General features: G+C 73.0%; 21 protein-coding genes and 1 pseudogene. 9 read left to right on the top strand and 13 right to left on the bottom strand.

Annotated features, from left to right (window positions below):
• Positions 1 to 108: 108 nt before the first annotated feature.
• The 5 genes from ACFP3V_RS20305 to ACFP3V_RS20285 all read right to left on the bottom strand — a co-directional run bounded on the left by ACFP3V_RS20305 (position 109) and on the right by ACFP3V_RS20285 (position 7,685).
• On the bottom strand, positions 109 to 1,629 hold the full coding sequence (locus ACFP3V_RS20305) for a cellulase family glycosylhydrolase (RefSeq protein WP_380585434.1): 1,521 nt from the start codon (positions 1,627 to 1,629) through the stop codon (positions 109 to 111).
• A 149-nt stretch (positions 1,630 to 1,778) separates the two neighbouring features.
• Positions 1,779 to 2,954 (bottom strand): acyl-CoA dehydrogenase family protein, encoded by a 1,176-nt coding sequence (locus tag ACFP3V_RS20300; RefSeq protein WP_380585540.1) that lies wholly within the window; start codon positions 2,952 to 2,954, stop codon positions 1,779 to 1,781.
• A gap of 39 nt (positions 2,955 to 2,993) precedes the next feature.
• The gene (locus ACFP3V_RS20295; protein ID WP_380585432.1) at positions 2,994 to 3,953 is read right to left on the bottom strand and encodes a hydroxymethylglutaryl-CoA lyase; all 960 of its coding nucleotides are present in this window, start codon (positions 3,951 to 3,953) and stop codon (positions 2,994 to 2,996) included.
• A 70-nt stretch (positions 3,954 to 4,023) separates the two neighbouring features.
• Entirely contained in the window at positions 4,024 to 6,042 is a 2,019-nt protein-coding gene (locus tag ACFP3V_RS20290) for an acetyl/propionyl/methylcrotonyl-CoA carboxylase subunit alpha (RefSeq protein ID WP_380585430.1), read from the bottom strand.
• Positions 6,043 to 6,056: 14 nt separating this feature from the next.
• Positions 6,057 to 7,685, bottom strand: coding sequence for a carboxyl transferase domain-containing protein (locus tag ACFP3V_RS20285; RefSeq protein WP_380585428.1), 1,629 nt, complete (start codon positions 7,683 to 7,685; stop codon positions 6,057 to 6,059).
• A 92-nt stretch (positions 7,686 to 7,777) separates the two neighbouring features.
• Here ACFP3V_RS20285 and ACFP3V_RS20280 point away from each other — a divergent pair, with 92 nt between their 5' ends.
• The 3 genes from ACFP3V_RS20280 to ACFP3V_RS20270 all read left to right on the top strand — a co-directional run bounded on the left by ACFP3V_RS20280 (position 7,778) and on the right by ACFP3V_RS20270 (position 12,995).
• Complete coding sequence (locus ACFP3V_RS20280) at positions 7,778 to 8,383, top strand: SACE_7040 family transcriptional regulator (RefSeq protein ID WP_380585426.1); 606 nt, start codon at positions 7,778 to 7,780, stop codon at positions 8,381 to 8,383.
• Positions 8,384 to 8,678: 295 nt separating this feature from the next.
• Positions 8,679 to 9,098 carry a PPOX class F420-dependent oxidoreductase gene (locus ACFP3V_RS20275; RefSeq protein WP_380585424.1) on the top strand — a complete coding sequence of 140 codons (420 nt, stop codon included), beginning with the start codon at positions 8,679 to 8,681 and terminating at the stop codon, positions 9,096 to 9,098.
• Positions 9,099 to 9,152: 54 nt separating this feature from the next.
• Complete coding sequence (locus ACFP3V_RS20270) at positions 9,153 to 12,995, top strand: ABC transporter ATP-binding protein (protein WP_380585422.1); 3,843 nt, start codon at positions 9,153 to 9,155, stop codon at positions 12,993 to 12,995.
• 33 nt (positions 12,996 to 13,028) lie between these two features.
• On the opposite strand, the gene ACFP3V_RS20265 is transcribed toward ACFP3V_RS20270, so the two are convergent.
• Complete coding sequence (locus tag ACFP3V_RS20265; RefSeq protein WP_380585420.1) at positions 13,029 to 14,138, bottom strand: PP2C family protein-serine/threonine phosphatase; 1,110 nt, start codon at positions 14,136 to 14,138, stop codon at positions 13,029 to 13,031.
• Between the two features lie 136 nt (positions 14,139 to 14,274).
• On the opposite strand from ACFP3V_RS20265, the gene ACFP3V_RS20260 reads away from it, so the two are divergent.
• Together ACFP3V_RS20260 and ACFP3V_RS20255 are read left to right on the top strand one after the other, a co-directional pair.
• A complete protein-coding gene (locus tag ACFP3V_RS20260) occupies positions 14,275 to 15,645 on the top strand; it encodes a restriction endonuclease (RefSeq protein ID WP_380585419.1) in 1,371 nt (456 codons plus the stop codon).
• A 25-nt stretch (positions 15,646 to 15,670) separates the two neighbouring features.
• Positions 15,671 to 16,111 (top strand): DUF6278 family protein, encoded by a 441-nt coding sequence (locus ACFP3V_RS20255; protein WP_380585417.1) that lies wholly within the window; start codon positions 15,671 to 15,673, stop codon positions 16,109 to 16,111.
• A gap of 243 nt (positions 16,112 to 16,354) precedes the next feature.
• Here the strand turns inward: ACFP3V_RS20255 and ACFP3V_RS20250 are convergent, their stop codons facing one another.
• Entirely contained in the window at positions 16,355 to 17,107 is a 753-nt protein-coding gene (locus tag ACFP3V_RS20250; RefSeq protein ID WP_380585415.1) for a hypothetical protein, read from the bottom strand.
• Between the two features lie 322 nt (positions 17,108 to 17,429).
• Here ACFP3V_RS20250 and ACFP3V_RS20245 point away from each other — a divergent pair, with 322 nt between their 5' ends.
• A complete protein-coding gene (locus ACFP3V_RS20245) occupies positions 17,430 to 18,188 on the top strand; it encodes a ZIP family metal transporter (protein ID WP_380585413.1) in 759 nt (252 codons plus the stop codon).
• A gap of 51 nt (positions 18,189 to 18,239) precedes the next feature.
• Here the strand turns inward: ACFP3V_RS20245 and ACFP3V_RS20240 are convergent, their stop codons facing one another.
• Positions 18,240 to 19,166 (bottom strand): LysR family transcriptional regulator, encoded by a 927-nt coding sequence (locus ACFP3V_RS20240; protein WP_380585411.1) that lies wholly within the window; start codon positions 19,164 to 19,166, stop codon positions 18,240 to 18,242.
• Positions 19,167 to 19,216: 50 nt separating this feature from the next.
• Entirely contained in the window at positions 19,217 to 19,942 is a 726-nt protein-coding gene (locus tag ACFP3V_RS20235) for a trypsin-like serine peptidase (protein ID WP_380585409.1), read from the bottom strand.
• A 163-nt stretch (positions 19,943 to 20,105) separates the two neighbouring features.
• Between ACFP3V_RS20235 and ACFP3V_RS20230 the strand changes: the two genes are divergently transcribed.
• The gene (locus tag ACFP3V_RS20230; RefSeq protein ID WP_417774522.1) at positions 20,106 to 21,077 is read left to right on the top strand and encodes an EamA family transporter; all 972 of its coding nucleotides are present in this window, start codon (positions 20,106 to 20,108) and stop codon (positions 21,075 to 21,077) included.
• Between the two features lie 76 nt (positions 21,078 to 21,153).
• On the opposite strand, the pseudogene ACFP3V_RS20225 reads toward ACFP3V_RS20230, so the two are convergent.
• Positions 21,154 to 21,381 (bottom strand): annotated as a pseudogene (locus ACFP3V_RS20225) (MarR family winged helix-turn-helix transcriptional regulator); the annotation flags it as partial.
• 158 nt (positions 21,382 to 21,539) lie between these two features.
• Between ACFP3V_RS20225 and ACFP3V_RS20220 the strand changes: the two are divergent.
• Positions 21,540 to 21,869 (top strand): DUF2218 domain-containing protein, encoded by a 330-nt coding sequence (locus tag ACFP3V_RS20220; protein WP_380585405.1) that lies wholly within the window; start codon positions 21,540 to 21,542, stop codon positions 21,867 to 21,869.
• A 23-nt stretch (positions 21,870 to 21,892) separates the two neighbouring features.
• On the opposite strand, the gene ACFP3V_RS20215 is transcribed toward ACFP3V_RS20220, so the two are convergent.
• The 3 genes from ACFP3V_RS20215 to ACFP3V_RS20205 all read right to left on the bottom strand — a co-directional run bounded on the left by ACFP3V_RS20215 (position 21,893) and on the right by ACFP3V_RS20205 (position 23,781).
• Positions 21,893 to 22,363 (bottom strand): GNAT family N-acetyltransferase, encoded by a 471-nt coding sequence (locus tag ACFP3V_RS20215; RefSeq protein ID WP_380585404.1) that lies wholly within the window; start codon positions 22,361 to 22,363, stop codon positions 21,893 to 21,895.
• An 81-nt stretch (positions 22,364 to 22,444) separates the two neighbouring features.
• Positions 22,445 to 22,933 carry a glutathione peroxidase gene (locus tag ACFP3V_RS20210; protein WP_380585402.1) on the bottom strand — a complete coding sequence of 163 codons (489 nt, stop codon included), beginning with the start codon at positions 22,931 to 22,933 and terminating at the stop codon, positions 22,445 to 22,447.
• A gap of 77 nt (positions 22,934 to 23,010) precedes the next feature.
• Positions 23,011 to 23,781 carry a VOC family protein gene (locus ACFP3V_RS20205; protein ID WP_380585400.1) on the bottom strand — a complete coding sequence of 257 codons (771 nt, stop codon included), beginning with the start codon at positions 23,779 to 23,781 and terminating at the stop codon, positions 23,011 to 23,013.
• A gap of 193 nt (positions 23,782 to 23,974) precedes the next feature.
• Between ACFP3V_RS20205 and recD2 the strand changes: the two genes are divergently transcribed.
• Positions 23,975 to 26,230 carry an SF1B family DNA helicase RecD2 gene (gene recD2, locus ACFP3V_RS20200; RefSeq protein ID WP_380585398.1) on the top strand — a complete coding sequence of 752 codons (2,256 nt, stop codon included), beginning with the start codon at positions 23,975 to 23,977 and terminating at the stop codon, positions 26,228 to 26,230.
• The last annotated feature ends 26 nt before the right edge of the window (positions 26,231 to 26,256 follow it).

Below are 26,256 nucleotides of genomic sequence, written 5' to 3'. Positions count from 1 at the left end.
CGGGGAGGTCCGGTCCCATGTGCGGGTCGAACCTCCCCGGGTGGTGGGCTCGTCGCGCAGTTCCTCGCGCCCCTGACGGCTGCGCCGTCAAGCGGGCGGCTGCGCCGCCTAGTGGGGCTGCTGGGTGAGGAGATGGGCTTTGAAGCCCTCGCCGAAGGTGCTCGTGGGGGTGCCGCTCCAATCCGTGATCAGGTCGTTGCCGCTGCTGCCGCAGACGCCCCACGGGTTCCAGGTCCAGGCGAGGTAACCGAGCCTGTTGCTGTCGGCCCAGGACATGACCTGGTCGATGTAGTCGTGGGCGCAGGTGTTCTGCCCGATCTCGCCCAGCTGCACGGGCACCTTGGCCGCGACCGTTCCGACCGTGCTGTCCCAACAGCTCGTCGTCACACAGCCGTTGAAGTTGTACGAGTGCCAGGACGCGACCAGGTTGCCGGTGGGGTCCTTGGGCGCGTAGGCCAGCCACTGGCTCAGGTCGTTGGTCCAGGTGAGGCCGCCGGTCATGACGACGTTCGTCGCGCCGGTGGCCCGCACCGCGTCGACCAGGCTCTGCATGCCGGCCACGGGGTAGCCGATGCCGGTGCAGGTGCCGCCGTCGCGGAGGCAGGTCCAGGCCTCGGTGGCGTCCGTCCAGCCGTTCGCCGCGTCCGGGTAGGGCTCGTTGAACAGGTCGAAGACGACGGCGTCGTCCCCCTTGAAGGCCGTGGCGACCTGACTCCAGAAGGCGGGCGTGTACTTCTGGTCCGGCATCGGCTTCTGGCAGGTGGCGGCGGTGTCCGAGCAGCCCGCGCCGGATCCGGTGTACTGGCCGTAGGTCCAGTGCAGGTCCAGGATCACGTTGATGCCGTTGGCCACCAGCAGGTCGGCGTAGTCCTTCACCGCCTTCTGGTAGGCGGCGCCGCTGGTGCCGCCCGCCGGGACGTCGGCGGTGCCGAGCCAGCACTCCTCGTTCAGCGGGATGCGTACGGCATGGATGTTCCACGCCTTCATGGCGTCGACCGACGCCTGGTCCGCGGGCCCGTCCCACATGCCGTTGCCCTGGATGCAGGCGAACTCGCCGCTGGAGCGGTTGACGCCCAGCAGCCGGATCTGGCTGCCGTCCGCGGTGACCAGGCGGTTGCCCGCGACGTGCAGCGCCGGAGCCGGGACCTGGTAGCCGGACGGACCCGTCGGGCCGGCCGAGGGAGAGGAACTCCCGCTGGGGGACGGCGAGATGACGGCTCCCGTGCACGGCGTGCCGTTCAGTGCGAAGTCGGTCGGCGCCGGGTTGGTGCCGCTCCACGAGCCGTTGAAGCCGATGGTCGTGGACCCGTTGGTCGCCAGCGAGCCGTTCCAGCTCATGCTCGCCGCCGTCACCTGCGTCCCCGACTGGGACCAGGTGGCGCTCCAGCCCTGGGTCACCTTCTGTGCGGTGTCGGGGAAGTCGAAGGTGAGCGCCCAACTGGGGACGGGCGAGCCGAGGTTGGTGATGGAGACGTTGCCGGTGAAGCCGCCCGGCCACTGGTTCTGCACCATGTAGGAGACGGAGCAGCCGCTGGTGGACGCGTGCGCGGGCAGGGTGGCGGCCAGCAGGCCGGCCGCCACCAGTGCCCCCGCCGCGCCCGCGGCCGCCAGGGATGTGCGAGTTGTCACGCCGAGACCTCCCCGGTGAGCGAGTTGAGTTGTGCACGGCGACAAGTGCCGTGCGCCAGAGGCTCGTTCGCTTAACCGGGTTAGTCAACCGCGTCCGTCACGGGCGGTGAAACTTTCCGGGCGCCCGCACCGGAGCGGCTCAGGAGGGACTATCCGGCCAGGCCCAACTCCCGTGCGATGAGCATGCGCTGGACCTCGCTGGTGCCCTCGCCGATTTCCAGGATCTTGCTGTCGCGCCACATCCGGGCCACCGGGTACTCGTTCATGAAGCCGTATCCGCCGTGGATCTGCGTGGCCTCCCGGGCGTTGGTGACCGCCGCGTCGGACGAGTGCAGCTTCGCCAGGGCCGCCTCCTTCTTGAAGGGCTCGCCGGCCAGCATCCGGCTGGCCGCGTGGTACCAGGCGAGCCTGGAGGTGTGCGCACGCATCTCCATGTCCGCCAGCTTGAACTGGATGGCCTGGTTGGCCCCGATCGGCCTGCCGAACGCGCGCCGCTCACCGGCGTAGCGCAGCGACTCGTCGACGCAGCCCTGGGCCAGGCCGGTGGCCAGGGCGGCGATCGCGATACGGCCCTCGTCGAGGATCCGGAGGAACTGGGCGTATCCGCGGCCTGGCTCGCCCAGCAGGTTGGCGGCGGGGACGCGGCAGTCGGAGAAGGAGAGCTCCCGGGTGTCGGAAGCGTTCCAGCCGACCTTCGAGTACTTCTTGGACACCGTGAACCCGGGGGTTCCCGTGGGCACGATGATGGTCGAGATCGAGCGGGTGGGCGAGGCATTCCCCTCCTCTTCGCTCGAACGAGTGAGCGCCGCGACGGTGACCAGGCCGGTGATGTCCGTTCCGGCGTTGGTGATGAAGCACTTGGTGCCGTTGATCACCCACTCGTCGGTGTCGGCGTCGTAGCGGGCCGTGGTGCGGGTGGCCCCGGCGTCGGAGCCGCCCTCGGGCTCGGTCAGGCCGAAGGCGCCCAGCATCTCGCCGGAGCAGAGCCTGGGCAGCCACTCCCGCTTCTGCTCCTCGGTGCCGAAGCGGTAGATCGGCATGGAGCCCAGCGAGACGGCGGCCTCCAGGGTGATCGCGACCGAGGAGTCGACCCGGGCCAGCTCCTCCAGGGCCAGGCAGAGCGCGAAGTAGTCGCCGCCCATTCCGCCGTACTCCTCCGGATACGGCAGGCCGAACAGACCCATCCGGCCCATCTCGCGGACGATCTCGTAGGGGAACTCGTCGTGCTCGTAGTACTCGCCGATCTTCGGGGCGACCACGTCGTGGGCGAACTCGGCGACGGTGCGGCGCAGTTCCTCGTGCTCGGGGTCGAGCCGGTGGTCCAGCATGTCAACTCTCCTGAGGGTGGGGAGAAAAGGGAAGGTTCAGTGCGTGAGTGCGCGCACCGCGCGGGAGGGGCTCGGGCGGCCGAGGTGGCCGGCCATCCAGGCGCTGGTGGCGGCGAGGGCCGCGAGGTCCACGCCGGTGTCGATGCCGAGGCCGTCGAGCATCCAGACCAGGTCCTCGGTGGCCAGGTTGCCGGTGGCGCTCTTGGCGTAGGGGCAGCCGCCGAGGCCGCCGGCGGAGGAGTCGACGACGGTGACGCCGTGCTGCAGGGCGGTCAGCGTGTTGGCGAGGGCCTGGCCGTAGGTGTCGTGGAAGTGCACCGCGAGCACCTCGGGGCCGGTCCCCTGGGCGGCGAACTCCCGCAGCAGCGCGGCGACCTGGCCCGGTGTCCCGGTGCCGATGGTGTCGCCGAGGCTCAGCTCGGCGCAGCCCAGGTCGAGCAGCGCGCGCCCGACCTCGACAACCTTGGCGACGGGCACAGGCCCTTCCCAGGGGTCACCGAAGCACATGGAGAGGTAGCCGCGGACCCGCAGCCCGGCCTCGGTGGCCCGGCGGACGACGGGGGCGAACATCTCCAACGACTCGGCGACGCTGCGGTTGAGGTTGCGCTGCGCGAAGGTCTCGGTGGCGCTGCCGAAGACCGCGACCTCGCGGACGCCGTGGGCGAGCGCCCGGTCCAGGCCGCGCTCGTTGGGGACCAGGGCCGGCAGCCGCAGCTCGTCGCCGTACTCTCGGGCCACCGGTGCCAGCAGCGGGAACAGCTGCTCGGCGTCGGCGAGTTGGGGAACCCACTTGGGGTGCACGAAGCTGGCGGCCTCGACCGTGCGCAGTCCCGCCGCGGCGAGTCGGGCGATGAACTCCGCCTTCACCTCTACGGGGACGGTGACCGACTCGTTCTGCAGCCCGTCACGGGGGCCGACCTCGTGGATCCGCACCCTGGCGGGCAGGCCCGCCAGCGGTGCGCGGTCCGGGAGGCCGAGGTCCAGGGTGGTGCTCATGCGGCTGCCTCGCTTCGCTCGGGCGCCGCCTGGCGCGGGGGGCGCGTCGGTCGGGGGTCGGGGCGCCGGGTCATGCCGCCGCCTCCTCGGTGCTGACCACGGCAAGGAGTTCGTCCATCGCCACGGTGCTGCCCGCGCTGACGCGCAGCTGCTCCAGCACCCCGTCGTGCGGGGCGGAGATGACGTGCTCCATCTTCATGGCCTCCAGGACGAGCAGCGGCTGACCCTTCGTCACCCGCTCGCCCACGGCGGCCTTGACCACCGTGACCGTGCCGGGCATGGGCGCGGTCAGGCTGTCGCCCGCGTGGGCGCCGGCTCCCGCGGCGACGTCGGCCAGCGGGTCGTGCACGTGGACGGCCCAGCTGTCGCCGTCGCGGCCGAGCCACTCGACGGGCTGCGCGCCGGAGTTGTCAGTGGCGTGTGCGAAGGTCCGGGTGAGGCCGTCGGAGGAGACGGTGAGCCGGTTCCCGTCCGCGCGCACGCGGACGGTGACCGCGATGCCGTCCTCGCCGAGCCGGGCCTCGAAGCTGCCCTCCCGGGGGTCGCCGGTCGGCCGGACGGCCACGGTCACCGGTTCTCCGCCGGGCAGGCGCAGCTGGTGCCGGGTCCAGGCCGGCCGGCCGCCGACGCGCCAGCCCGTGGGCTGGGCGAAGGGGTCCGACCAGGCGTCCGTTCCGGTGCCCGGCAGCAGGGCCAGCTGCCGGGCGAGGGCGGCGGCGACGAGGGCGGCCTCGTCGTCGGCCGGGTCCGTCACCGTCAGCTCCGGGCGGCGCTCGACCAGGCCGGTGTCGAGGTCCCCCGCGACGACGTCGGTGTCGGCGAGCAGTCGGCGCAGGTAGCCGGCGTTGGTGGTGACCCCGAGCACCGTCGTCCGGGCCAGGGCCGCGCGCAGCCTGCGCAGGGCGGTGGCCCGGTCGGGGCCCCACGCGATGACCTTGGCGAGCATCGGGTCGTAGCTGCTGCCCACGACCTGGCCGTCGGCCAGCCCGGAATCCACCCGGGTGCCGTCGAGGCCGTCCGGCTCTTCGAGCAGGAGGACGCGGCCGCCGGTGGGCAGGAACCCGCGGCCGGGGTCCTCCGCGCAGATCCGCGCCTCCACGGCGTGGCCGTCCAGGTCGACGGCGCTCTGCTCCAGCCGCAGTTCCTCTCCGGCCGCGACGCGGAGCTGCCACTCCACCAGGTCGAGTCCGGTGACCAGCTCGGTCACCGGGTGCTCCACCTGGAGCCGGGTGTTCATCTCCATGAAGTAGTAGGAGGAGGGGTCGCCCCCTGGAACGATGAACTCGACGGTGCCCGCACCGGTGTATCCGCAGGACCTGGCCGCGCGCACGGCCGCCTCGCCCATGGCCGCGCGGGTGTGCGGGTCGAGGAGTACGGACGGCGCCTCCTCGATCAGCTTCTGGTGCCGCCGCTGGAGGCTGCACTCGCGCTCGCCGAGGTGGACGACGTTTCCGTGGGCGTCGGCCAGGACCTGGATCTCGATGTGGCGCGGGCGGTCGATCCACCGCTCGAGGAGCAGCGTGTCGTCGCCGAAGGAGGCCCGGGCCTCGCGGCGGGCGGCGGCGATCTCCTCGCGCAGGTGCTCGGCCTCCCGCACCAGCCGCATGCCCTTGCCGCCGCCGCCGGCGGAGGGCTTGAGCAGCACCGGCAGTCCCACCTCGGCCGCGGCGTCGGCGAGCTGGTCGTCCGTCAGCCCGTCGCCGCTGCTGCCGGGGACCACGGGCACGCCCGCGCGGCTCACGGCCGCCTTGGCGTGGATCTTGTCGCCCATCAGCTCGATGGCGTCGGCGGGCGGGCCGATGAACACCAGCCCGGCCTCGGCGCAGGCGCGGGCGAAGCCGGCGTTCTCGGCCAGGAAGCCGTAGCCCGGGTGGACGGCCTCGGCCCCGGTGCGCCGCGCCGCGCGCAGCAGCTCCTCGACCGAGAGGTAGCTGTCGATGCGCACCGCCTCGTCGGCGGCGCGCAGGTGCGGCGCGTCCGCGTCGGCGTCGGTGTGCACGGCGATCGCGCGCACGCCCAGCTTGCGCAGGGTGCGGCAGACCCGGACGGCGATCTCGCCCCGGTTGGCCACGAGTACGGATTCGAACATGGGTTGACGGCCTCTCACATCCGGAAGACGCCGTAGGGGCGCGGCTCGGGCAGGGGGGCGTTGGCGCAGGCGCTGAGCGCCAGGCCCAGCACGGTGCGGGTGTCCATCGGGTCGATCACGCCGTCGTCCCAGAGCCGGGCGGTGGCGTAGTAGGCGTTGCCCTGCCGCTCGTACTGCTCGCGGATCGGGCGGCGGAACTCCTGCTCCGCCTCGGCGGACCATTCCTCGCCGCGCGCCTCCAACTGGTCGCGGCGGACGGTGGCGAGGACGGAGGCCGCCTGCTCGCCGCCCATGACGGAGATCTTGGCGTTGGGCCACATCCACAGGAAGCGCGGCGAGTAGGCCCGGCCGCACATCGAGTAGTTGCCCGCCCCGTAGGAGCCGCCGACGACGACGGTCAGCTTGGGCACACGGGTGGTGGCCACGGCGGTCACCATCTTGGCGCCGTGCTTGGCGATGCCGCCCGCCTCGTACTGGCGGCCCACCATGAAGCCGGAGATGTTCTGCAGGAACACCAGCGGGATGCCCCGCTGGTCGCACAGCTCGATGAAGTGCGCGCCCTTGAGCGCGGACTCGGCGAAGAGGATGCCGTTGTTGGCGACGATGCCCACCGGGTGGCCGTGGATCCGGGCGAATCCGGTGACCAGCGTCGGCCCGTACTCGGCCTTGAACTCGGCGAAGCGGCTGCCGTCGGTGATCCGGGCGATCACCTCGCGCACGTCGAAGGGGGTGCGCGGGTCCACCGGCACCGCGCCGTAGAGCCCCGCGGGGTCCACGGCCGGCTCCTCGACCGGGGCCGTGTCCCAGGGGCGTGGGGTGCGCGGGCCGAGCCCGGCGACGATGCCGCGCAGCAGGGCGAGCGCGTGGGTGTCGTTCTCGGCCAGATGGTCCGTCACACCCGAGGTGCGGGCGTGCAGTTCGCCGCCGCCCAGCTCCTCGGCGGTGACCACCTCGCCGGTCGCCGCCTTCACCAGCGGCGGGCCGCCGAGGAAGATCGTGCCCTGGTTGCGGACGATGACGGCCTGGTCGCTCATCGCCGGGACGTAGGCGCCGCCCGCGGTGCAGGAGCCGAGCACGGCCGCGAGCTGTGGGATGCCGGCGGCGGAGAGCCGCGCCTGGTTGTAGAAGATCCGCCCGAAGTGGTCCCGGTCCGGGAAGACCTCGTCCTGCATCGGCAGGAACGCGCCGCCCGAGTCGACCAGGTAGACGCAGGGCAGCCGGTTGTCGTAGGCGACGTCCTGGGCGCGCAGGTGCTTCTTGACCGTCATCGGGTAGTAGGTACCGCCCTTGACCGTGGCGTCGTTCGCGACGACGACGACCTCGCGCCCGCAGACCCGGCCCACGCCGGTGATGATCCCGGCTGACGGGGCGTCACCGTCGTACATCCCGTCGGCGGCGAGCGGGGACAGCTCCAGGAAGGGGGAGCCCGCGTCCAACAGGGTGTCCACCCGCTCCCGGGGCAGCAGCTTGCCGCGCGCGGTGTGCCGCTCGCGCGCCCGTGCGCCGCCGCCCTCGGCGACGGTGTCGAGCTTCGCGTGCAGCTCCGCGACGAGGGCGCGGTGCGCCTCGTCGTTCGCCCGGAAGCCGGGCGAGGCGGGGTCGGCCGAGCTCTGTAGAGCCGGGGCCAGGGTGACAGGGACCATCGGTGGCGCTCCCTTGGGCCGAACGTGTTAACCATCGTTAACTAGCTAGGGGCAGGCTAACGCCGGCTCACGTCGCTGTCTAGGATTGCCGGATGCCGAACCCCCCAGGCCCCGCAGGAACCACCCCCCGGCGTGAGCAGATCCGCCGCGAGGCGGCACGGCTGTTCGCCGAGCGCGGGTTCCTGGGAGTGGGCGTGGACGAGATCGGCCGAGCCGTCGGCATCAGCGGCCCGGGCCTGTACCGGCACTTCGCCGGCAAGGACGCGATGCTGGCCGACCTGCTCATCGGCATCAGCGAGCGGCTGCTCGCGGAGGGCCGCCAGCGCGTGCACGCGGCCGCCGACCCGCGGGCCGCGCTGGACTCGCTCCTCCAGGGGCACATCGACTTCGCGCTCGACGAGAGCGCGCTGATCACCCTGCACGACCGGGAACTGCTCAACCTGCCGGACGCGGACCGCCACCGCGTGCGCAGCCTGCAGCGCCAGTACGTGGAACTGTGGGTGGGCGTCGCCCGCGACGTCTACCCGGGCCTCGGCGAGGACGCCCGCCCCGCCGTCCACGCCGTCTTCGGCCTGCTCAACTCCACCCCCCACAGCGCGGCCGCCGGTCCGAAGCCCGACGGCCGCGACGCGATGGCGGCGCTGCTCCACCGCCTCGCCCTCGGCGCCCTCGCGGGCGCGGCGGGGGCGGGGGAGTAGGGCCTGTCCGGCGGATCTTTTCCGGGCCCGCGCCGCCTGACACGGCCTCCCCCAGCCTTCGGCCGGGAGGTGCCCCCACCCTGCGTTGGCGTTACGCCCAGTACATCCCGTACGAGGGCGCCCCGCCGCCACGGACCCGGCCGCGCCTGGGGTGTCTCCCGCTCGAAGGGCGGGGGAACGACGCGGGCTGGTTCGGAAGGATCCGCCGGACAGGCCCCAGGCCCCGGCGGGAACACTCCGTCCCGGTCCGGCGCTTGCCTGGGTGCAGTCGTCGACCGGAGGAGTGGGGGCACGCATGTCGGACCTGGACGAGCTGATCGCGAGCACGCGCAACGGCGTCCTTGTTGCGCTCAAGCGCGATGGGCGCCCGCAGTTGAGCAATGTCACGCATCTGTACGAGCCGGAGCGGAAGCTGATCCGGGTGTCGAGCACCGCGGACCGGGCCAAGGTGGCGAACCTCCGGCGGGATCCGCGGGGCAGTCTGTATGTGACGAGTCCGGACTTCCGGCGGTACGCCGTCGCCGAGGGGCGCGTCGAGGTGACGCCGACCTCGGCGGATCCCCACGACGCCACGGTGGAGGAGCTGATCGAGGTGTACCGCGCCGTCGCCGGGGAGCATCCGGACTGGGAGGACTACCGCGCCGCGATGGTCCGGGACGGACGGGTGGTGATCCGGCTGCACGTGGAGCGGGTGTACGGGGCACGTGGATGGTGACGGCTTACGAAAGCCGGTGGACAGGGTGAGCAGAGGAAGTTAGAGTCCCTAAATATGTCTCAGGCTCAAAAGTCCGGATGGGTGCGCCGCCTCGCCCGGTACTGCTGGCGGTACCGGGCCAACGTGCTGCTCTCCTTCGGGGCGTCCCTCGTCGGCATGGCCGTCACCGCGCTGACCCCGCTGATCCCACGGGTGATCATCGACGACGTCATCACCACGCACCGCAAGCCGCTGCTTCCCTGGGCGATAGCCCTGGTCGGCGCGGCCGTGCTGGTCTTCGGTCTGACGCTGGTGCGGCGTTACTGGGGCGGCCGGCTCGCCATGGACGTGCAGCACGACCTGCGCCGCGAGCTGTTCGACTCGCTGACCAGACTGGACGGCACCCGGCAGGACAGCCTCGACATGGGCCAGGTCGTCGGCCGGGCCACCTCCGACCTGCAGATGATCGTCGGCATCCTCTCGATGCTGCCGATGATGACCGGCAACCTGCTGATGTTCGGCATGTCGCTGATCGTCATGCTCTTCCTCTCGCCGCTGCTCACCCTGATCGCCCTCGCCATGGCCCCCGCGCTGTGGTGGATCGCCCAGCTCAGCCGCAAACGGCTGTTCCCGGCCACCTGGGCCGCGCAGCAGGAGGCCGGCGCGGTCGCCGGGGTCGTGGACGGGGCCGTCTCCGGCGTCCGCGTGGTCAAGGGCTTCGGCCAGGAGGAGCAGGAGCTGACCCGGCTCGAACGGACCAGCCGGCGCCTCTACGCCAAGCGGCTGCGCAGCATCCGCCTGACGGCCCGTTACAACCCGGCCATGCAGGCCATCCCCGCCCTGGGCCAGGTCGGCGTACTCGCCCTCGGCGGCTACCTCGCCGTCCACGGCCAGGTCTCGCTCGGCACCTTCGTCGCCTTCTCCTCCTACGTCGCCCAGATGACCGCCCCGGTCCGGGCGCTGACCATGCTGCTGACGATGGGTCAGCAGGGCCGGGCCAGCGTCGAGCGGGTCTTCGACGTGATCGACGAACGGCCCGTGGTCAAGGAGCGGCCCGACGCCCGGGTGCTCGACCCGGCCGAGCTGGACCAGGACGGCGACGTCCCCGCGCTCGCCTTCGAGAACGTCGACTTCGCCTACGCCGACGCGCCGGCCCCGGTCCTCCAGGGCTTCGACCTCACCCTGCGCCCCGGCGAGACCGTGGCCCTGGTCGGTGCCTCCGGCTCGGGCAAGTCCACCGTCGGCATGCTGGTGCCGCGCTTCTACGACGCCACCGCGGGCGCCGTCCGCGTCCACGGCCACGACGTGCGCGACCTCACCCTGGACTCGCTGCGCGCGGTGATCGGCATCGTGCCGGAGGACAGCTTCCTGTTCTCCGAGTCGGTCCGCGACAACATCGCCTACGGCCGCCCCGAGGCGACCTACGCCGAGATCGAGGCGGCCGCGAGGGCCGCCCAGGCCGACGGCTTCATCCGCGAACTCCCGCACGGCTACGACACCGTGGTCGGCGAGCAGGGCCTGACCCTCTCCGGCGGCCAGCGCCAGCGCGTCGCCCTGGCCCGCGCCATCCTCACCGACCCGCGCATCCTGCTGCTCGACGACGCCACGTCCGCCGTGGACGCCCGCGTCGAGGCCGAGATCCACGAGGCCCTGCACAGCGTCATGGAGGGCCGGACCACCCTGCTCATCGCCCATCGCCGGTCCACCCTGCTGCTCGCCGACCGGATCGCCGTCCTCGACCACGGCCGGCTGGTGGACGTGGGCACCCACGAGGAGCTGGACGCCCGATGCCCGCTCTACCGCGCCCTGCTCACCGACCCCGACGCCATGGCCGGCGACGTCCGCCACGCCGACCCCGCGGCGCAGGAGCTCGCCGACTCCGTCCTCGCCGCAGACGTGGAGGACGCCGAGCACGTCCAGCACACCGGCGTCACCCCGGAACTGTGGGACCGTCAGCGCTTCCCCGACCCCGACCCGGACGCCCCGCCCAGCAGCCGCGCGGCCCGCGCCGCCGCGGGCGGGGGGCACGGCGGAGGCGGCGGCATGCGCAGCGCCATGGGTTCCATGGCCGCCACCCCCGACCTGCTCGCCCAGGTCGCCGCACTGCCCCCGGCCGACGCCGACCCCGGCATCCCGCTGGAGCAGGCCCGCCGGCCGGACCCGCAGTTCAACCTCGGCCGGATGCTGCGCCCCTTCCGCGGCCCGCTGCTGTTGGCGCTGATGCTGGTCTCGCTGGACGCGCTCGCCTCGCTGGCGCTGCCCATCCTGATCCGGCACGGCATCGACGACGGCGTGACCAAGGCCGCGGGCGGCGCCGTCGCCGTGGCCTCGCTGATCGCGCTCGCGATCGTGCTGGCCGACTGGGCGGTCCAGGCCGTCGAGTCGGTGGTCAGCGGACGCACCGGCGAGCGCGTGCTCTACTCGCTGCGCGTCAAGATCTTCGCCCACCTCCAGCGCCTCGGACTCGACTACTACGAGCGCGAGTTGGGCGGCCGGATCATGACCCGGATGACCACCGACGTGGACGCGCTCAGCTCCTTCCTGCAGACCGGCGTGGTCACCGCCGTGGTCAGCCTGGTCACCTTCTTCGGCATCTTCGTGGTGCTGCTCGTCCTGGACGCCGGCCTGGCCCTCTACGTCTTCGCGGTGCTGCCGGTGCTGCTGGTGGCGACGCTGGTGTTCCGGCGCAAGTCCAGCGCGACCTACAAGCTGGCCCGGGAGAAGGTCAGCACGGTCAACGCGGACCTGCAGGAGAACGTCGCGGGCATGCGCATCGTCCAGGCCTTCCGCCGCGAGCACTTCAACCGCGGTCGCTTCGGCGCACGCAGCGACGACTACCGCCGCACCCGGATCAGGGCCCAGGCGTACATCGCGACCTACTTCCCGTTCGTGCAGTTCCTCAGCAGCGCGGCCGCGGCCCTGGTGCTCATCGAGGGCGCGCACCGGGTGGACGCCGGCACGCTGACGACCGGCGCACTGGTCGCCTACCTGCTCTACATCGACCTGTTCTTCTCCCCGGTGCAGCAGCTGTCCCAGGTCTTCGACGGCTACCAGCAGGCCGCCGTCGGCCTGACCCGGATCCGCGAGCTGCTGCGCACCCCGACCACCACCCCGCAGGCGGCGCAGCCGAAGCCGGTGGCCCGGCTGGCCGGCGACGTCGAGTTCGAGGACGTCCACTTCGCCTACCGGGCGGCGGACGCCGGCGCCACCGAGATCATCGGCGGACTCCACCTGACGATCCCGGCCGGCCAGACCGTCGCCCTGGTCGGCGAGACCGGCGCGGGCAAGTCCACCCTGGTCAAGCTGCTGGCCCGGTTCTACGACGTCACCGGCGGCGCCGTCCTGGTCGACGGCCACGACGTCCGCGAGCTCGACCTGGCCGGCTACCGGCACCGGCTCGGCGTCGTGCCCCAGGAGGCCTACCTGTTCGCCGGCACGGTGCGGGACGCCATCGCCTACGGGCGCCCGGACGCGAGCGACGCCGAGGTGGAGGCGGCGGCCCGGGCCGTCGGCGCGCACGAGATGATCGCCCGGCTGGAGGGCGGCTACCTGCACCGGGTCAGCGAACGCGGCCGCAACCTGTCCGCGGGCCAGCGCCAGTTGATCGCCCTGGCCCGGGCCGAACTGGTCGACCCGGACCTGCTGCTGCTCGACGAGGCGACGGCCGCCCTGGACCTGGCGACGGAGGCCGCGGTCAACCGCGCCGCCGACCGGCTCGCCCGGCGCGGGGGCAGGCGCCGCACCACGGTGGTGATCGCCCACCGGCTCAGCACGGCCGCCCGCGCGGACCGCGTCGTCGTCCTCGACCACGGCCGGGTCGTCGAGGACGGCACCCACGCCGAGCTGGTGGAGGCGGGCGGCCCCTACGCCCGCCTGTGGCGCGCGTTCACCGGCGTGGAGGAGCCGGTCGGCTCGTGACAGCGCGCTCCGACGGCGGAGCCTGACGCCGCGTCAGGCTCCGCGGGTGCGCTGGAGGCCGAGGACGACCATGTCGTCGCGGGTGCAGGTGGTCCACCGGGCCACGTCCCGCCGCACGAAGGAGACGGCCGCGGCGGGACCGGCGAATTCGTGCGCGGCCAGCCGCTCGGACAGCGGGTAGAACGTGCCGTCCCGGCCGCGGGCCTCGGTGACGCCGTCGGTGAAGGCGAGCAGGACCTGACGGTCGGTCAGCGGGTGGGCGCACTCGGCCTCCGCCTCCGGCGCCAGCTCCGCCAGGCCCAGCGGCAGCGCGAACGGCGCCTCCAGGGTGTGCACCCCCGACCCGTCCAGCAGCAGCGGCGGGACATGCCCCCGGTTGAGCACCCGGACCGCCTGCCGGTCCAGGGGGAACTCCAGCAGCACCGCGGTCGCGAACAGCTCGCCGTCGCCGAGATCGCTCTGGTCCAGGGCCAGCGCCCGGTCGATCCGTGCCGCGATCCCACTCAGGGTCGGCTGCACCTGCGCCGCCTCGCGGAAGGTGCTCAGGACGGTGGCCACCGTCACCACCGCCCCGTTGCCCTTGCCGCGCACATCGCCCACCACGACCCGGATGCCCCAGGGGGTGCCCACGGCGGCGTAGAGGTCGCCGCCCACCAGGGCTTCGGCGTCCGCGGCCCGGTAGAAGCCGGCGAGCCGCACCGGGCCCAGCCGGTCGGGCAGCGGGCGCAGCAGCGCCAGCTGCGCCGCCTCGCCCACGGCCCGCACCCGGTGCAGCAGCCGCCGGGCCCGGTCCCGGGTGAACGCGAAGGTCACCGCGGTGGCGGCGAGCACGACGGTGGTGGCCAGGTCCACCGCGAAGTGGCGGCTGAAGCCGTCGCCCAGCCACAGCTCGAGCCCCACCATCGTGGCCACGGAGGTGAGCGCCGCCAGCACCGTGACCGACGGTCGGTGGACCAGCGCCGCCAGCGGGGTGGCCGCGGCGATCAGCGTCAGATAGCTGTACGCCGCCGGTGTGAGCCATTCCAGCAGGACCGCGGCCACGATCAGCAGCCAGGGCACCGGCAGCATCCACCGCACCGCCCACGCGGGCATCCCGCCCTCCGCCTCGGCGGGTGCGTCGATGCTGCGCTGCACGGCGTCCATGCACCCATGTCACCGCAGCCTGGCGCCGAGCGCGCGGCCAGTTCTCCCGGACCCGGCGCTGTTCTGCCCCTACGCTGACGACCAGTGAGAAACTGACCCCGTTCGGGGGACGGGTGAGCGGGCGGGGTGGGTGAGCGTGGCGGGGAGTCGTCGGGCGGAACTGGCGCGGCAGTACGGGGCGGTGGCCGCCGAGGCCGAGGCGCGGGTGGACGAGCTGCTGCGGCTCGCCGCCGAGCCGGCGCCCGCCGTCGACTTCGACGCGCTGCGCCGCGACTACGTGCCGCGCGCCCTGCCCGCGGCGGTGCACGTCGAGCCGCCGCGCTGGTCCGACTACGAGCCCGAGGCGGTGCTCGGCCCCGAGGACTCACCAGGCCGGGCGCTGCTGGACCCCGCGTACCAGCACAAGCTCGCGGAGGCCCGGCTGCGCCACCAGCGCGCCCTGCGCGAGTACCGCGAGCAGGAGCGCGAACTGCGCGAGCGGGCCGAGGAGGTCCGGCTCGCCTACGAGCGCGAGGAGCAGGAGCGGGCGCGCAGCGTCCGCGAGTACAACGAGCGGCTGGCCGAGTACCGCCGCTCCTACGAGCGCGGCGAGCCCGAGGCCGTCGAGTCGGTCCTGGAGCGCGCTCTGGCCGGCGCCGGCCGGCTGCCCGGCGTGGACGTCGCGGCACGGGTCGCCTACCGGCCGCTGACCCGAACGGCCGTGGTGGACCTGGCCCTGCCCGGGCCGGGGATCGTGCCCCCGGCGCTGGAGTTCCGCGTCGCCGCCGACGAGGACGGCGGCGGGGTGCAGCCGGTGCCGCGCCCCGAGGCGGAGTTGACGCACCGTTACCTGACGGTGCTGGCCCGCCTGGTGCTGCGGGCACTGGACGCCCTGCTCGCCGCGGACACCGAGTCCCGCCTGGACGGCGTGGTCCTGAACGGGCGGGTGGTCACCGCCGAGTCCGGCGAGGTGACGGTCGTCAGCGTGGACGCCCGCCGCGAGGACCTGTACGCCCGCGACCTGCTGCCCGAGCGCGACGCGGACGCGCTGGAGCGCCTGCGTGACCTGCCCCACGTGCTGAGCGGCAAGCCACTGGCGCCCCTGCCGGTGCCCCCCTACGCGGTCGGCGGCCGCACGGCCCCGGCGCCCGAGGACCTGTCGCCGGGTGAATTCGCGGGCCTGGCAGCCGAGTTGTTCGAGGCGATGGGGCTCGACGACTGGGATCCGAGGCTGGTCGGCCGCGACGGCGTACTCGCCACGGGCTACGGCGACGGCCGGGCGTTCACCGAGGAGGCCCACGTCGTCTGCGTGGCCCGGCGTCCCGCGGTGGTCGGCGCGGACGCGGTCCGGACGGTGGCGGAGGTGGTCGCGGAGGAGCAGGCCGCGGTCGGGATCTGGGCGACGACCGGCAGCTTCCACCCCCGAGCGGTCCTCGCCGCCGCGGAACTGCCCGGCGTCCGCCTGATCGATGGTGGCGAACTGCGGGCCCTGGTCCGCGAACACCTGGGCCTGGAACTGGGCGGCTGACCTGATTCGGTGTCAGGCTGAGGCCATGGGTGGATTCGCGTTCCTGGACCGATGGCGGCACCGGCAGCCCGGACCGGACGGCGGGCGGGGCGAACTCTCCCCGGCGGACGCCGGAACGCTCGCGGAGATGCTCTCCGAGTGCGCGCTGCTGCGCGAACAGGCGGCGGCGGAGGGCGTCACGGCGGACGACACCCCCGCCTCCCTGGCGGCGCTGGACCAGGTCCTGCCGGAGTGGCGCGACGACCCGGAACGGTCCGCGGAGCTGGGCCACGACGCGGGCCTGTACCTCGGCACGGTGATCGTCCGGACGGTCCCGGGCACGGCGTGGACGCTGCTGGGCGACGGCCGCCCGGTCATCCGCCTGGCCTCCGGCCGGGAGCTGGACGTGGTCGCGGTCGGCGAGAGCTGGGCCCAGGACGGCGCGCCCGAGCTGTGGCAGGTCTACTCGGAAGCCGACGAACGCTGAGCAGCCCCGTCAGGGGCGCGAGGAACTGCGCGAGCAACACACCACTCGGGGAGGTCCGACCCGTTCCATGAGGACGGACCTCCCCGAGTGGTGTGTTCTCGCGCTACGGGGCGGACCTCCCCGAGTGGTGTGTTGCTCGCGGTGGGGGCACCTCCCGCCGTGGGGGCCCCGCCGAAGGCTGGGGGAGGGTGGGGGATCCTCGCGCCCCTGTGGGGGCCTCCGGCCCCGGGCGGCCGGGCGTGCTCAGTTGCCTCGGCTGTTGCCGTCCTGGGGGGCGGGGCTTGCGCCCCGCAGGCGGGAGACGCAGGCGAAGCCCTGCTGAGGCGGCGTCAGCACGATCCACCCGTCGCTGCCCTCCGGGCAGCCCGCGGGGCTGGTGACCAGCGCGGTCACGCGAAACTGCGGGGGATGCGGGTTCGCCCCGCCCCGCGACGCGCACGCCGTCTCCCGGGCGATGCCGTCCGGCGTGACGTAGACGCAGTCACCGACCTGGATCAGCGTGCCGCCGCCCCCGCCGGGGTCGCCCGGGTGCGGACCGTGCAGCTTGCGCAGGCACGCCGTCCCCGCGTCGGCGTCGCCGCGCCGGATGGCGATGCGCAGGTCGGTCCCCTCGGGGCAGACGGCACGGCGGCTGATCACCCGGGCATAGGCCGAGGCCGACGAGCACGGGACGGGACGGTAGCCGTGCTTCCCGTCCGTGACGCAGCCTCCCGTCCGCAGCAGCGGACCGCTCGCCGACGACGCGCTCGCTCCTGCCGCCTTGGGGGACCGTGACGGAGCGGCGCCGCGCGCCCCGCGCCCGCCGCGCGTCCCGGCCCCCGCCGTGGCGCTCGCGCCCGGGGCGACAGGTGTCCCGGCCACCGCGCCCGCCCGCCCCTGCGTCGGTGACGGGGACGCCGACCCTGGCGCCGCCGCCGGAGCGGCCGTGCGGACGATCAGCCGGTGCTGGCCGCAGGCCGCGAGGCCGACCAGCAGCAGGACTGCTGCTGCGCCCATGACAAGAAACCGCAGCGTCCCGGCCGGAAATCGTCCCTCCGGCAGTTCCGCCCGCATGAAGGGTCAGCCTACGCACGACAACTGACGGGCAGTAGGGGTCGTGCGCCCCGGACGGAGCATTTCCGGGGGCGCACAGGTGCATCGGGGGACAGCATGGTCTCGAGGGCGCCGAGGGTTGGGCGCTTCAGGGCGGTGGCGACTGGGCAGGGCGCCGCCGCCCTTCCTCGTTTCCGGCAGCTCGCGCGGGGGCCGGGGAACAAGAGCTTATCGACAAGAATTATCATTACCGATCGATCCTCCTGAAGAGAGCGAGCTTGCGGTAATGCCGGTACTGGTGGCCGCTGGGGCCTTCGTGATGACCCTGCTGGGCGGCCTCGCCGCCGGAAAGGTCGGCGACCGCCGGCATCTGCTGCTGGGCCTCGCGGCCGGGCTGATGCTCGGCGTCGTCGCCTTCGACCTCGTGCCCGAGTCGCTGGACGCGGCAGGGGGCAAGCTGTTCGGCGTCCCGCAGGCCCTGCTGATGTTCGTGGCCGGCTTCCTGGCGCTGCACGTCGTCGAGCGGTCGGTCGCGGTCCACCGGGCGCACGAGGCGGAGTACGCGCATCACGAGCACGGTCACCAGCACCTGCAGGTGAACGGGCGGACCGGCAAGCTCGGCATCGGTGCGGCGGCCGGGCTGTGCGTCCACAGCACCATGGACGGCTTCGCGATCGGCGCCGCCTTCCAGGCGGGCACCTCCTTCGGCACCGTCGTCGCCGTCGCCGTGCTCGCGCACGACTTCGCGGACGGCTTCAACACGTACACGATCACCCGCCTGTACGGGAACGACCGGCGGCGGGCCCTGCTGCTGCTCGGGCTGGACGCGATAGCCCCGGTCGTGGGCGCGCTGATCACCGTGCTGGTGACCATCCCCGAGCATGTCGTCGGGCTCTACCTGGGCTTCTTCGCCGGCTTCCTGATGTACCTGGCGACCTCCGACATCCTGCCCGAGGCGCACAGCCCGCACCCGTCGCGCTCCACCCTCGTCTGCACCGTGCTGGGCGCGGGTCTGATGTGGGTCGTCGTCGGACTCGCGTCCTGAGCCGGCGGGCGGCCTCGCCGGGAACGAGGGGACATCCCGGCTGACGGGACGTCAGAGCGGCAGCGGCTCCGGGGCGGAGTCGCGGGCGGGCCAGTGGGCGCGCAGCGACTCCAGCGCCGCGGTGATGGCCGGACGGCGGCTCGCGTGCGCGCGCCAGAGCGCGAAGACCCGGCGGTGCGGCTCGGGCACCACGGGCCGGGCGACCACGTCGGGCGGCAGCGCGCCGCGGCCGAGCCGGGGCACCAGGCCCAGGCCGAGACCGCTCGCGATCAGCGCGATCTGGGTCTCGAACTCACCCACCTGGTACCGGATGTCGGGGTCCTCGCCCACCTCGCGCATGGTGCGGACCAGCCAGTCGTAGCAGATGTTGCCGGGCGGAATGGAGATCCAGCGCTGGCCGGAGAGCTTCTCCACCGGCACCTCGGCCAGCTCCGCGAGCGGGTGCTGACGGTGCATCAGCAGGTCCACCACGTCCAGCCCCAACGGCTGCTTGGCGACCCCCTCGGGGACGGAGAGGGGCGTGTTCGCCCAGTCCTGGACCACGGCGAGGTCCACCTCGCCCCGGGCGACCATGTCGGCCATCAGATAGGGGTCGCTCTCCAGCAGTCGAAGCTCCAGTTCCGGGAAGCGGGCCGAGAGGTCGGCCAGCACGCCGGGCAGCAGGCCGCGGGCGGCGGTGGCGAAGGCCGCCAGGAAGAGCCGTCCGCTGACGGTGCCGCGCTGCTGCTCCAGTTCCACCTCGGCCTGCTCCACCAGCGCCAGGATCTGCCGCGCGGAGTCGGCGAGCGCCTGGGCCGCGTCGGTGAGCACCACCCCGCGGCCGCGCTTCTCCAGCAGCGGGGTGCGGGTCTCCCGCTCCAGCTTGGTGATCTGCTGCGAGATCGCCGAAGGGGTGTACCCGAGCGCCGCCGCCGCGCGCCCCACCGACCCGTGCACCGCCACCGCGTGCAGCGCCCGCAACCTCCCCAGATCCATCATGCCGACAGGCTAGACGCCACCCCGCCGAGTGCGGGAGCGGGCCGCCGGCCTCAGCGGAGGCGGCGGGCGGCCCGGTAGACGGCCTGGATCGCCGGGCCGAAGTAGCTGGAGTAGGACACGTCGGCGGTCGCGCCGCCCTCCTGGTAGCCGCCGATCACGCCGACGATCGTGGCGCCTTCGAGGAACGGACCGCCGCTGGTGCCGCCGGGCAGACCCGGGCAGTCCAGGCGCAGCTGGTGCGCGCCGAAGGCACGGTCCCTGGCCGTGCAGCGGACCGGGCGGTTGCGCGAGGTCGGGTACCCCACCGCGGTGACGCGGGACCCCGCGGCGGGGTCGACGGCGACCCGGTCGCCACCCACTGCGTCCTGGATCCTGCCGTGCGCGCCACGCAGCGGACGGACCGTCAGAAAGGCGACGTCGTAGGCGGGATCGCCGTGGCGCAGCCAGCGGTTGTCCGCGACGACGGCGGAGACGGCCCAGGTGCCGTAGGGCCGGACGCCGTCGTGGAAGCCCGGGGCGAAGGTGAGTCCGGCGCGGGCGCGGCCGCTGCCCGCCTGCACCACGCAGTGCGCCGCCGTCACCAGCAGGTTGCCGTTCGGGCTGTCGACGACGGACGCGGTGCAGAAGTGGTGGTCCGGCCGCGAGGGGCTGAACAGGGGGCCCACGCGCGGGGTCCCCTGGAAGGAGGTGGACGCGGAGGCGGGGACCGCCGTGGCGACGGCGACCGTGGCGGCCAGGGCGAGCGCCCCGGCTGTGAAAAGCGAACGGATCGTCATAAACCGCATCATCAACGGGAACTGACGGTGCCGCACCACGGGAGGCTGCTCAATAGTTCAGTAATGATGAATGATCGACTGTAGAACCATTTGCTGGTGCTGAAGTGATGGTGCGGGCCATGCTCGGACCATGCCTACCCGGATACCTGCCCGAAGCCTCGCCCTGCCGCCCCGTCATCTTGCCCTGGCCGTCTGCGTCGCCGCCGTCTGGGGCGTCAACTTCGTGGTGATCGACGTCGGTCTGAAGAACTTCCCCCCGCTGCTCTTCTCGGCTCTCCGGTTCGCCGTCGCCGCCGTCCCGGCGGTCTTCTTCGTGGGACGGCCGCGTGTCGCCTGGCGCTGGGTGCTGGCGGTCGGGCTGGTGCTGGGCGTGGTCAAGTTCGGACTGCTGTTCATCGGCATGCACGCGGGCATGCCGGCCGGGCTCAGCTCCCTGGTGCTGCAGAGCCAGGCGGTGTTCACCGCCGTGTTCGCGGCGCTGATGCTCCGTGAGAAGGCCACGCGGCGACGGCTGTTGGGGCTCGCCGTAGCTCTGGGAGGGATCGCGCTGGCGGCCGTCGCCGAGATCGCCTCGCACGGCGGCGGCAGTGCCGGCGCCTTCGCGCTGGTGATCGCGGCGGCCGTGGCCTGGGGTCTGTCCAACGTGCTGACGCGCAAGGCCGCTCCGCAGGACATGCTGCGCTGGATGGTCTGGGTGAGCGCCGTGCCGCCGCTGCCCCTGCTCGGCCTGTCGCTGCTGTTCGAGGGGCCGAGGGCGGACTGGGCCGCGCTGAGCACCATCAGCCTGACCGGCGCCGGGGCGGTCGTCTACGTCGCCTGGGTGTCGACCGTCTTCGGCTTCGGCGCCTGGGGCTACCTGATGCGCCATCACGAGGCCTCGGCGGTGGCCCCGTTCTCGCTGCTCGTGCCGGTCTTCGGGATGTCGTCGGCCTGGCTGCTGCTGGGGGAGGCCATCACGCTGCCGGAGGCCGCCGCCGCGGTGCTGGTGATCAGCGGGATCGCCCTGGCCTCGATCAGTCCGCGTCGTGCCGGTGCCCGTGCGGATGGGGGTGCGGCTGGTGCGGGTGTGCCTGCTCGTACGCCGCTTCCGCCGCATGCAGCAGTCCGAGCAGCGCGGACCGCTGCTCGGGGCTGACCGGGGCGAAGTACTCCTCCGCCACCTGCTGTCGTACCTCGGCGATCCGGGCAACCGTCTCCTCGCCGTGCGGGGTGAGTTCGAGCAGGACGGCGCGCCGGTCCTCCGGGTCGGGCAGTCGGGTGACCAGCCCGGCCGCCTCCAGCGCGTCCACGACGGTCGTCGCGGAGCGCGGCGCGATGTGCAGCCGCTCGGCCACCTGGCTGAGCCGGCTCCGTCCCCGGTGCGCGATCACGGACAGGGCGCGCCCCTGTGAGGGGGTGATCCCGTAGGGGGCGAGCCGGTGGAAGGTGGCCTTGCGCATCCGCTTGGTCGCGCGCATGACGGCCTCGGCGAGCTCGACCTCGGTGGGCGCGGCGGTCACGGCTTCCTCCTGCTGCTCGGAAACAAATAGGGAGCTAGGCTCATTATGTCGTAGGCTCTGGTTCGAGCCAGTGTCCCCACGCTAACGGAGGAGCCCCCGTGGCCCGCAGTGAAGCCCGTGTCCTGACCGACCGCCCGCACCGGTACGCCAAGCAGCTCGCCTCCCACCTCGGCCGCCGGCTGGAGACCGAGTGGGACCAGGAGTCCGGCAAGGGCTCCATCGTGTTCGCCTCCGGTCGGGGCGAACTCCTCGCCGAGGAGGGCGCGTTGCTGCTCTCCGTGGAGGGCGCGGACGAGGACCTGGACCGCCTGGAGGACGTCGTCGGCCGCCACCTCGTCCGCTTCGGCAACAAGGACGAACTCGTCGCGGAGTGGCACCGTGACAACGGCACGCCCGGCAGCGTGCAGCGCAGGCACGAGGAGGACTGAGCCGAGTGGCCCCACTGCCGTGCTCAGGGCTCCAGTTGGAGCTTGAAGCCCATGTGGGACGGGACGAAGCCGAGCCGCTCGTAGAAGCGGTGGGCGTCGGCCCGGCTGCGGTCCGAGGTCAGCTGGACCAGTGAGGCGCCGAGCCGCCGGGACTCGGCCACGGCGTACTCCATGAAGCGCGTGCCCAGGCCGTTGCCCCGCTCGGACGGATGGACCCGCACGGCCTCCACGATCGTCCGGGTGGCGCCCCTGCGGCTCAGCCCGGGGATCACGGTCAGCTGCATCGTGCCCACGGCGGTGCCGTCCCGGTCGGCCACGATCAGGTGCTGGTTCGGGTCGGCGTCCACCCGGGCGAAGGCCTCCCGGTAGGGGGCGAGATCGTCCGGGCTCTCGCGGCCGACGCCGAGGGAGTCGGCCGCGAGCATGGCGACGATGGCCGGCAGGTCCGCCTCGGTGGCGCGGCGGAAGACGATGCCCTCAGTTCGCTCAGTCATGATGGCCACCCTAGGCCCGGACCGGCCCTGTCTCGGCCGCTGGCCCGGGCCGACCCCGCCCCCGGTGCCGAACCGCCGTCCTCAGCCGGCGAGCTGGGCCTCGATGGCCTCGACCACCTCGGGAGCCTGCGGCTCGGTGCGCGGGCGGAACCGGGCCACCACCGTGCCGTCGCGGCCGATCAGGAACTTCTCGAAGTTCCACTGCACGTCCCCGGCCGCGCCCTCGGCGTCCGGGTGGGCGGTCAGCACGTCGTAGAGCGGGTGCCGCTCCGGGCCGTTGACATCCGTCTTCTCCAGCAGCGGGAAGCTGACCCCGTAGGTGGTCGAGCAGAAGGTCTGGATCTCCTCGGCCGTGCCCGGCTCCTGGCCCGCGAACTGGTTGCTCGGTACGCCCAGCACGGTGAAGCCGCGCTCGGCGTACAGCCGCTGCAGTTGCTCCAGGCCGGTGTACTGCGGGGTCAGCCCGCACTTGGAGGCGACGTTGACCACCAGGACGGCCTTGCCCTGGTAGTCCTTCAGGCTGGTGGCCTCGCCGGACAGGGTGCGCAGCGGGATGTCGTACAGGCTCAACTGATCCTCCGTCAGAGTCCGAAGCGGCTGCCCCAGCCGCATTCGGACTCAACCGCCCGCACGGCGCCGGGCATTCCTCAGGACGGCGCGACGCTGGTGATGACGGAGAACTTGGCCCCGTGCCGGTCCGACAGCAGCGCCATCCGGCCGACGTCGGCCAGGGTGTCCGGGCCGTGCAGCACGGTGCCGCCCAGCTCCTGCGCCTTGACCACGGTGGCGTCGCAGTCGGCCACCTCGAAGTAGGGCAGCCAGTGGCTCTGCTGCGGCCCCTCGGGCATGGTCGGCATCAGGCCGCCGAAGGACTCGTCCTCGCCGCCGGTGGACAGGACCGTGTAGGTGAAGGCGCCCATCGGCATGTCGCTGGCGTTCCAGTCGAAGACCGAGCTGTAGAAGGCGCGGGCGGCCGCCGCGTCCGAGGTGTGCAGCTCGACCCAGCCGAGCGAGCCGGCCTGGTTCACCACTTCGAGGCCCTGCGTGTTGCGGGGCTGCCAGATGGCGAACTCGGCTCCGGTCGGGTCGGTGAACTGTGCCATCCGCCCCTCCTCCATCACGTCCAGCGGACCGAGCCGGACGGAGCCGCCGCCCTGCTCGACGGCCTTGGCGGTGGCGTCGGCGTCGGCCGTGCCGAAGTAGACCGTCCAGGCGGAGGAGGCGCCCTCGCCGAGCGGGCCGTAGGCGGCGGCCATCCGGCCGTCGAGGTGGAAGAAGCCGTAGTCGCCGGCCTCGGGGCCGAGCTGCTGGGCCGTCCAGCCGAACAGCTGGGTGTAGAAGTCGACGGTGGCCTTCAGGTCCGGCGTGCCGAGGTCGATCCAGCGCGGCGAACCCGGGGGAAACGCGGTGCTCAACACGGTGTGCTCCTGTGGGGGAGAACGGAACCGGCCCGGTCGGGTCGGGATGGTCTCAGCCTTGCACCGGGGTCTGACAAAGCAACCGCAAAGAGGGCGTACCGGGTGGTCGCAGGGCGTACGCGGGATCCTGCGCGCCGGTCGGCCTGTCGCAGCCGGACGCTACCGTTGCTCCCGAGTCGTGAAGGGAGTGCCCGTGTCCGAGGCGCAACGGTCCGCGCAGCAGCGCGCCTTCCAACTCGCCACCGTCGAGGGCGTGTTGGAGCGGATCACGTACGCCAACGAGGAGACCGGCTGGACGGTGGCGCGCGTCGACACCGGCCGCGGCGGCGGCGAGCTGCTCACCGTGGTCGGCGCGCTGCTCGGCGCGCAGCCGGGGGAGTCGCTGCGGATGCACGGCCGCTGGGGCAGCCACCCGCAGTACGGGCGGCAGTTCACGGTGGAGAACTACACCACGGTGCTGCCCGCCACCGTCCAGGGCATCCAGCGCTACCTCGGCTCCGGCCTGATCAAGGGCATCGGGCCGCGGCTGGCCGAGCGCATCGTCGGGCACTTCGGCGTGGAGACGCTGGAGGTCATCGAGACCGAGCCGGGGCGGCTGATCGAGGTTCCCAAGCTCGGCCCCAAGCGGACGAAGATGATCGCCGCGGCCTGGGAGGAGCAGAAGGCCATCAAGGAGGTGATGGTCTTCCTCCAGGGGGTGGGCGTCTCCACCTCCCTGGCCGTCCGCATCTACAAGCAGTACGGGGACCGGTCCAACGACGTCGTGCGCACCGAGCCCTACCGGCTCGCGTCCGACGTCTGGGGCATCGGCTTCCTGACGGCCGACCGGATCGCCCAGGCCGTCGGCATCCCGCAGGACAGCCCGCAGCGGGTCAAGGCCGGCCTGCAGTACGCGCTGTCGCAGTCCGCCGACCAGGGCCACTGCTTCCTGCCGGAGGAGCAGCTGATCTCCGACGCGGTGAAGCTGCTGGCCGTCGACATCGGCCTGGTGATCGAGTGCCTGGCCGAGCTGGTGGCCGAGGAGGGCGTGGTCCGCGAGGAGCTGCCGGCCGAGCACGCCGCCCCCACCGAGACCTCGGCGGAGAAGCTGTCCGCCGTCTACCTGGTCCCCTTCCACCGTGCCGAGGTGTCGCTGGCGAGTCAGCTGCTGCGGTTGCTGCGCGCCCCCGAGGACCGCCTGGAGGCCTTCGCCACCGTCGACTGGGACCGTGCCCTCGGCTGGCTGCACCAGCGCACCGGGGCCGAGTTGGCGCCCGAGCAGGAGCAGGCGGTCCGGCTCGCGCTCACCCAGAAGGTGGCGGTGCTCACCGGCGGCCCCGGCTGCGGCAAGTCCTTCACCGTCCGCTCCATCGTGGCGCTGGCCATGGCCCGCAGGGCCAAGGTGGTGCTGGCCGCCCCCACCGGCCGGGCCGCCAAGCGGCTGTCGGAGCTGACGGGCTGTGAGGCGGCCACCGTGCACCGGCTGTTGGAGCTCAAGCCCGGCGGGGACGCCGCCTACGACCGCGACCGGCCGCTCGACGCCGACCTGGTGGTCGTCGACGAGGCCTCCATGCTCGACGTGCTGCTGGCCAACAAGCTCGCCAAGGCCGTCGCCCCCGGTGCGCACCTGCTGCTCGTGGGCGATGTGGACCAGCTGCCCTCCGTGGGGGCCGGCGAGGTGCTGCGGGACCTGCTCGCCCCCGGCAGTCCGCTGCCCGCCGTCCGGCTCACCCGGATCTTCCGGCAGGCCCAGGAGTCCGGCGTGGTCGTCAATGCGCACCGGATCAACGAGGGCGTCCCGCCGATCACCGACGGCATGCCCGACTTCTTCCTCTTCCCCGAGGAGGACGCCGAGCGCGCCGCCGACCTCACCGTGGACGTCGTCGCCCGCCGCATCCCCGCCCGCTTCGGCCTGGACCCGGGGCGGGACGTCCAGGTGCTCACCCCGATGCACCGCGGCCCGGCCGGTGCGGGCAACCTGAACACCCTGCTCCAGGGCGCGATCACCCCGGCTCGCCCGGACCGCGCCGAGCGCCGCTTCGGCGGCCGCACCTTCCGGGTCGGCGACAAGGTCACCCAGATCCGCAACAACTACGACAAAGGCGCCAACGGGGTCTTCAACGGCACGGTCGGCGTGGTCACCGCGATCAACCTGGAGGACCAGCGGCTCACCGTGCACACGGACGAGGACGAGGACGTTCCGTACGACTTCGACGAATTGGACGAACTGGCCCATGCCTACGCCGTCACCATCCACCGTTCACAAGGCAGCGAGTATCCCTGCGTAGTGATTCCGCTCACCACCAGCGCCTGGATGATGCTCCAGCGGAACCTCCTCTACACGGCCGTGACCCGGGCGAAGCGGTTGGTAGTACTGGTCGGCTCCCGGCGGGCGCTGGCCCAGGCGGTGCGCTCCGTCTCGGCAGGTCGCAGGCACACCGCCTTGGATCATCGACTGCGGCGGGAGTAACTTCCGTTGTCGAGACTTGAACGCTA

This window comes from Streptacidiphilus monticola (assembly GCF_042658505.1).
Lineage (GTDB): Bacteria > Actinomycetota > Actinomycetes > Streptomycetales > Streptomycetaceae > Streptacidiphilus > Streptacidiphilus monticola.
This window is presented reverse-complemented; position numbering and strand designations above follow the sequence as displayed.

Bases quoted from the DNA above. Each gene is read 5' to 3' on its own strand.
- ACFP3V_RS20240 (WP_380585411.1), bottom strand. From the start codon at position 19,166: ATGATGGATCTGGGGAGGTTGCGGGCGCTGCACGCGGTGGCGGTGCAC.
- ACFP3V_RS20215 (WP_380585404.1), bottom strand. From the start codon at position 22,363: ATGACTGAGCGAACTGAGGGCATCGTCTTCCGCCGCGCCACCGAGGCG.
- ACFP3V_RS20255 (WP_380585417.1), top strand. From the start codon at position 15,671: ATGGGTGGATTCGCGTTCCTGGACCGATGGCGGCACCGGCAGCCCGGA.
- ACFP3V_RS20280 (WP_380585426.1), top strand. From the start codon at position 7,778: ATGCCGAACCCCCCAGGCCCCGCAGGAACCACCCCCCGGCGTGAGCAG.
- ACFP3V_RS20265 (WP_380585420.1), bottom strand. From the start codon at position 14,138: ATGGACGCCGTGCAGCGCAGCATCGACGCACCCGCCGAGGCGGAGGGC.
- ACFP3V_RS20275 (WP_380585424.1), top strand. From the start codon at position 8,679: ATGTCGGACCTGGACGAGCTGATCGCGAGCACGCGCAACGGCGTCCTT.
- ACFP3V_RS20250 (WP_380585415.1), bottom strand. From the start codon at position 17,107: ATGGGCGCAGCAGCAGTCCTGCTGCTGGTCGGCCTCGCGGCCTGCGGC.
- ACFP3V_RS20270 (WP_380585422.1), top strand. From the start codon at position 9,153: ATGTCTCAGGCTCAAAAGTCCGGATGGGTGCGCCGCCTCGCCCGGTAC.
- ACFP3V_RS20235 (WP_380585409.1), bottom strand. From the start codon at position 19,942: ATGACGATCCGTTCGCTTTTCACAGCCGGGGCGCTCGCCCTGGCCGCC.
- ACFP3V_RS20245 (WP_380585413.1), top strand. From the start codon at position 17,430: ATGCCGGTACTGGTGGCCGCTGGGGCCTTCGTGATGACCCTGCTGGGC.
- ACFP3V_RS20285 (WP_380585428.1), bottom strand. From the start codon at position 7,685: ATGGTCCCTGTCACCCTGGCCCCGGCTCTACAGAGCTCGGCCGACCCC.
- ACFP3V_RS20295 (WP_380585432.1), bottom strand. From the start codon at position 3,953: ATGAGCACCACCCTGGACCTCGGCCTCCCGGACCGCGCACCGCTGGCG.
- ACFP3V_RS20290 (WP_380585430.1), bottom strand. From the start codon at position 6,042: ATGTTCGAATCCGTACTCGTGGCCAACCGGGGCGAGATCGCCGTCCGG.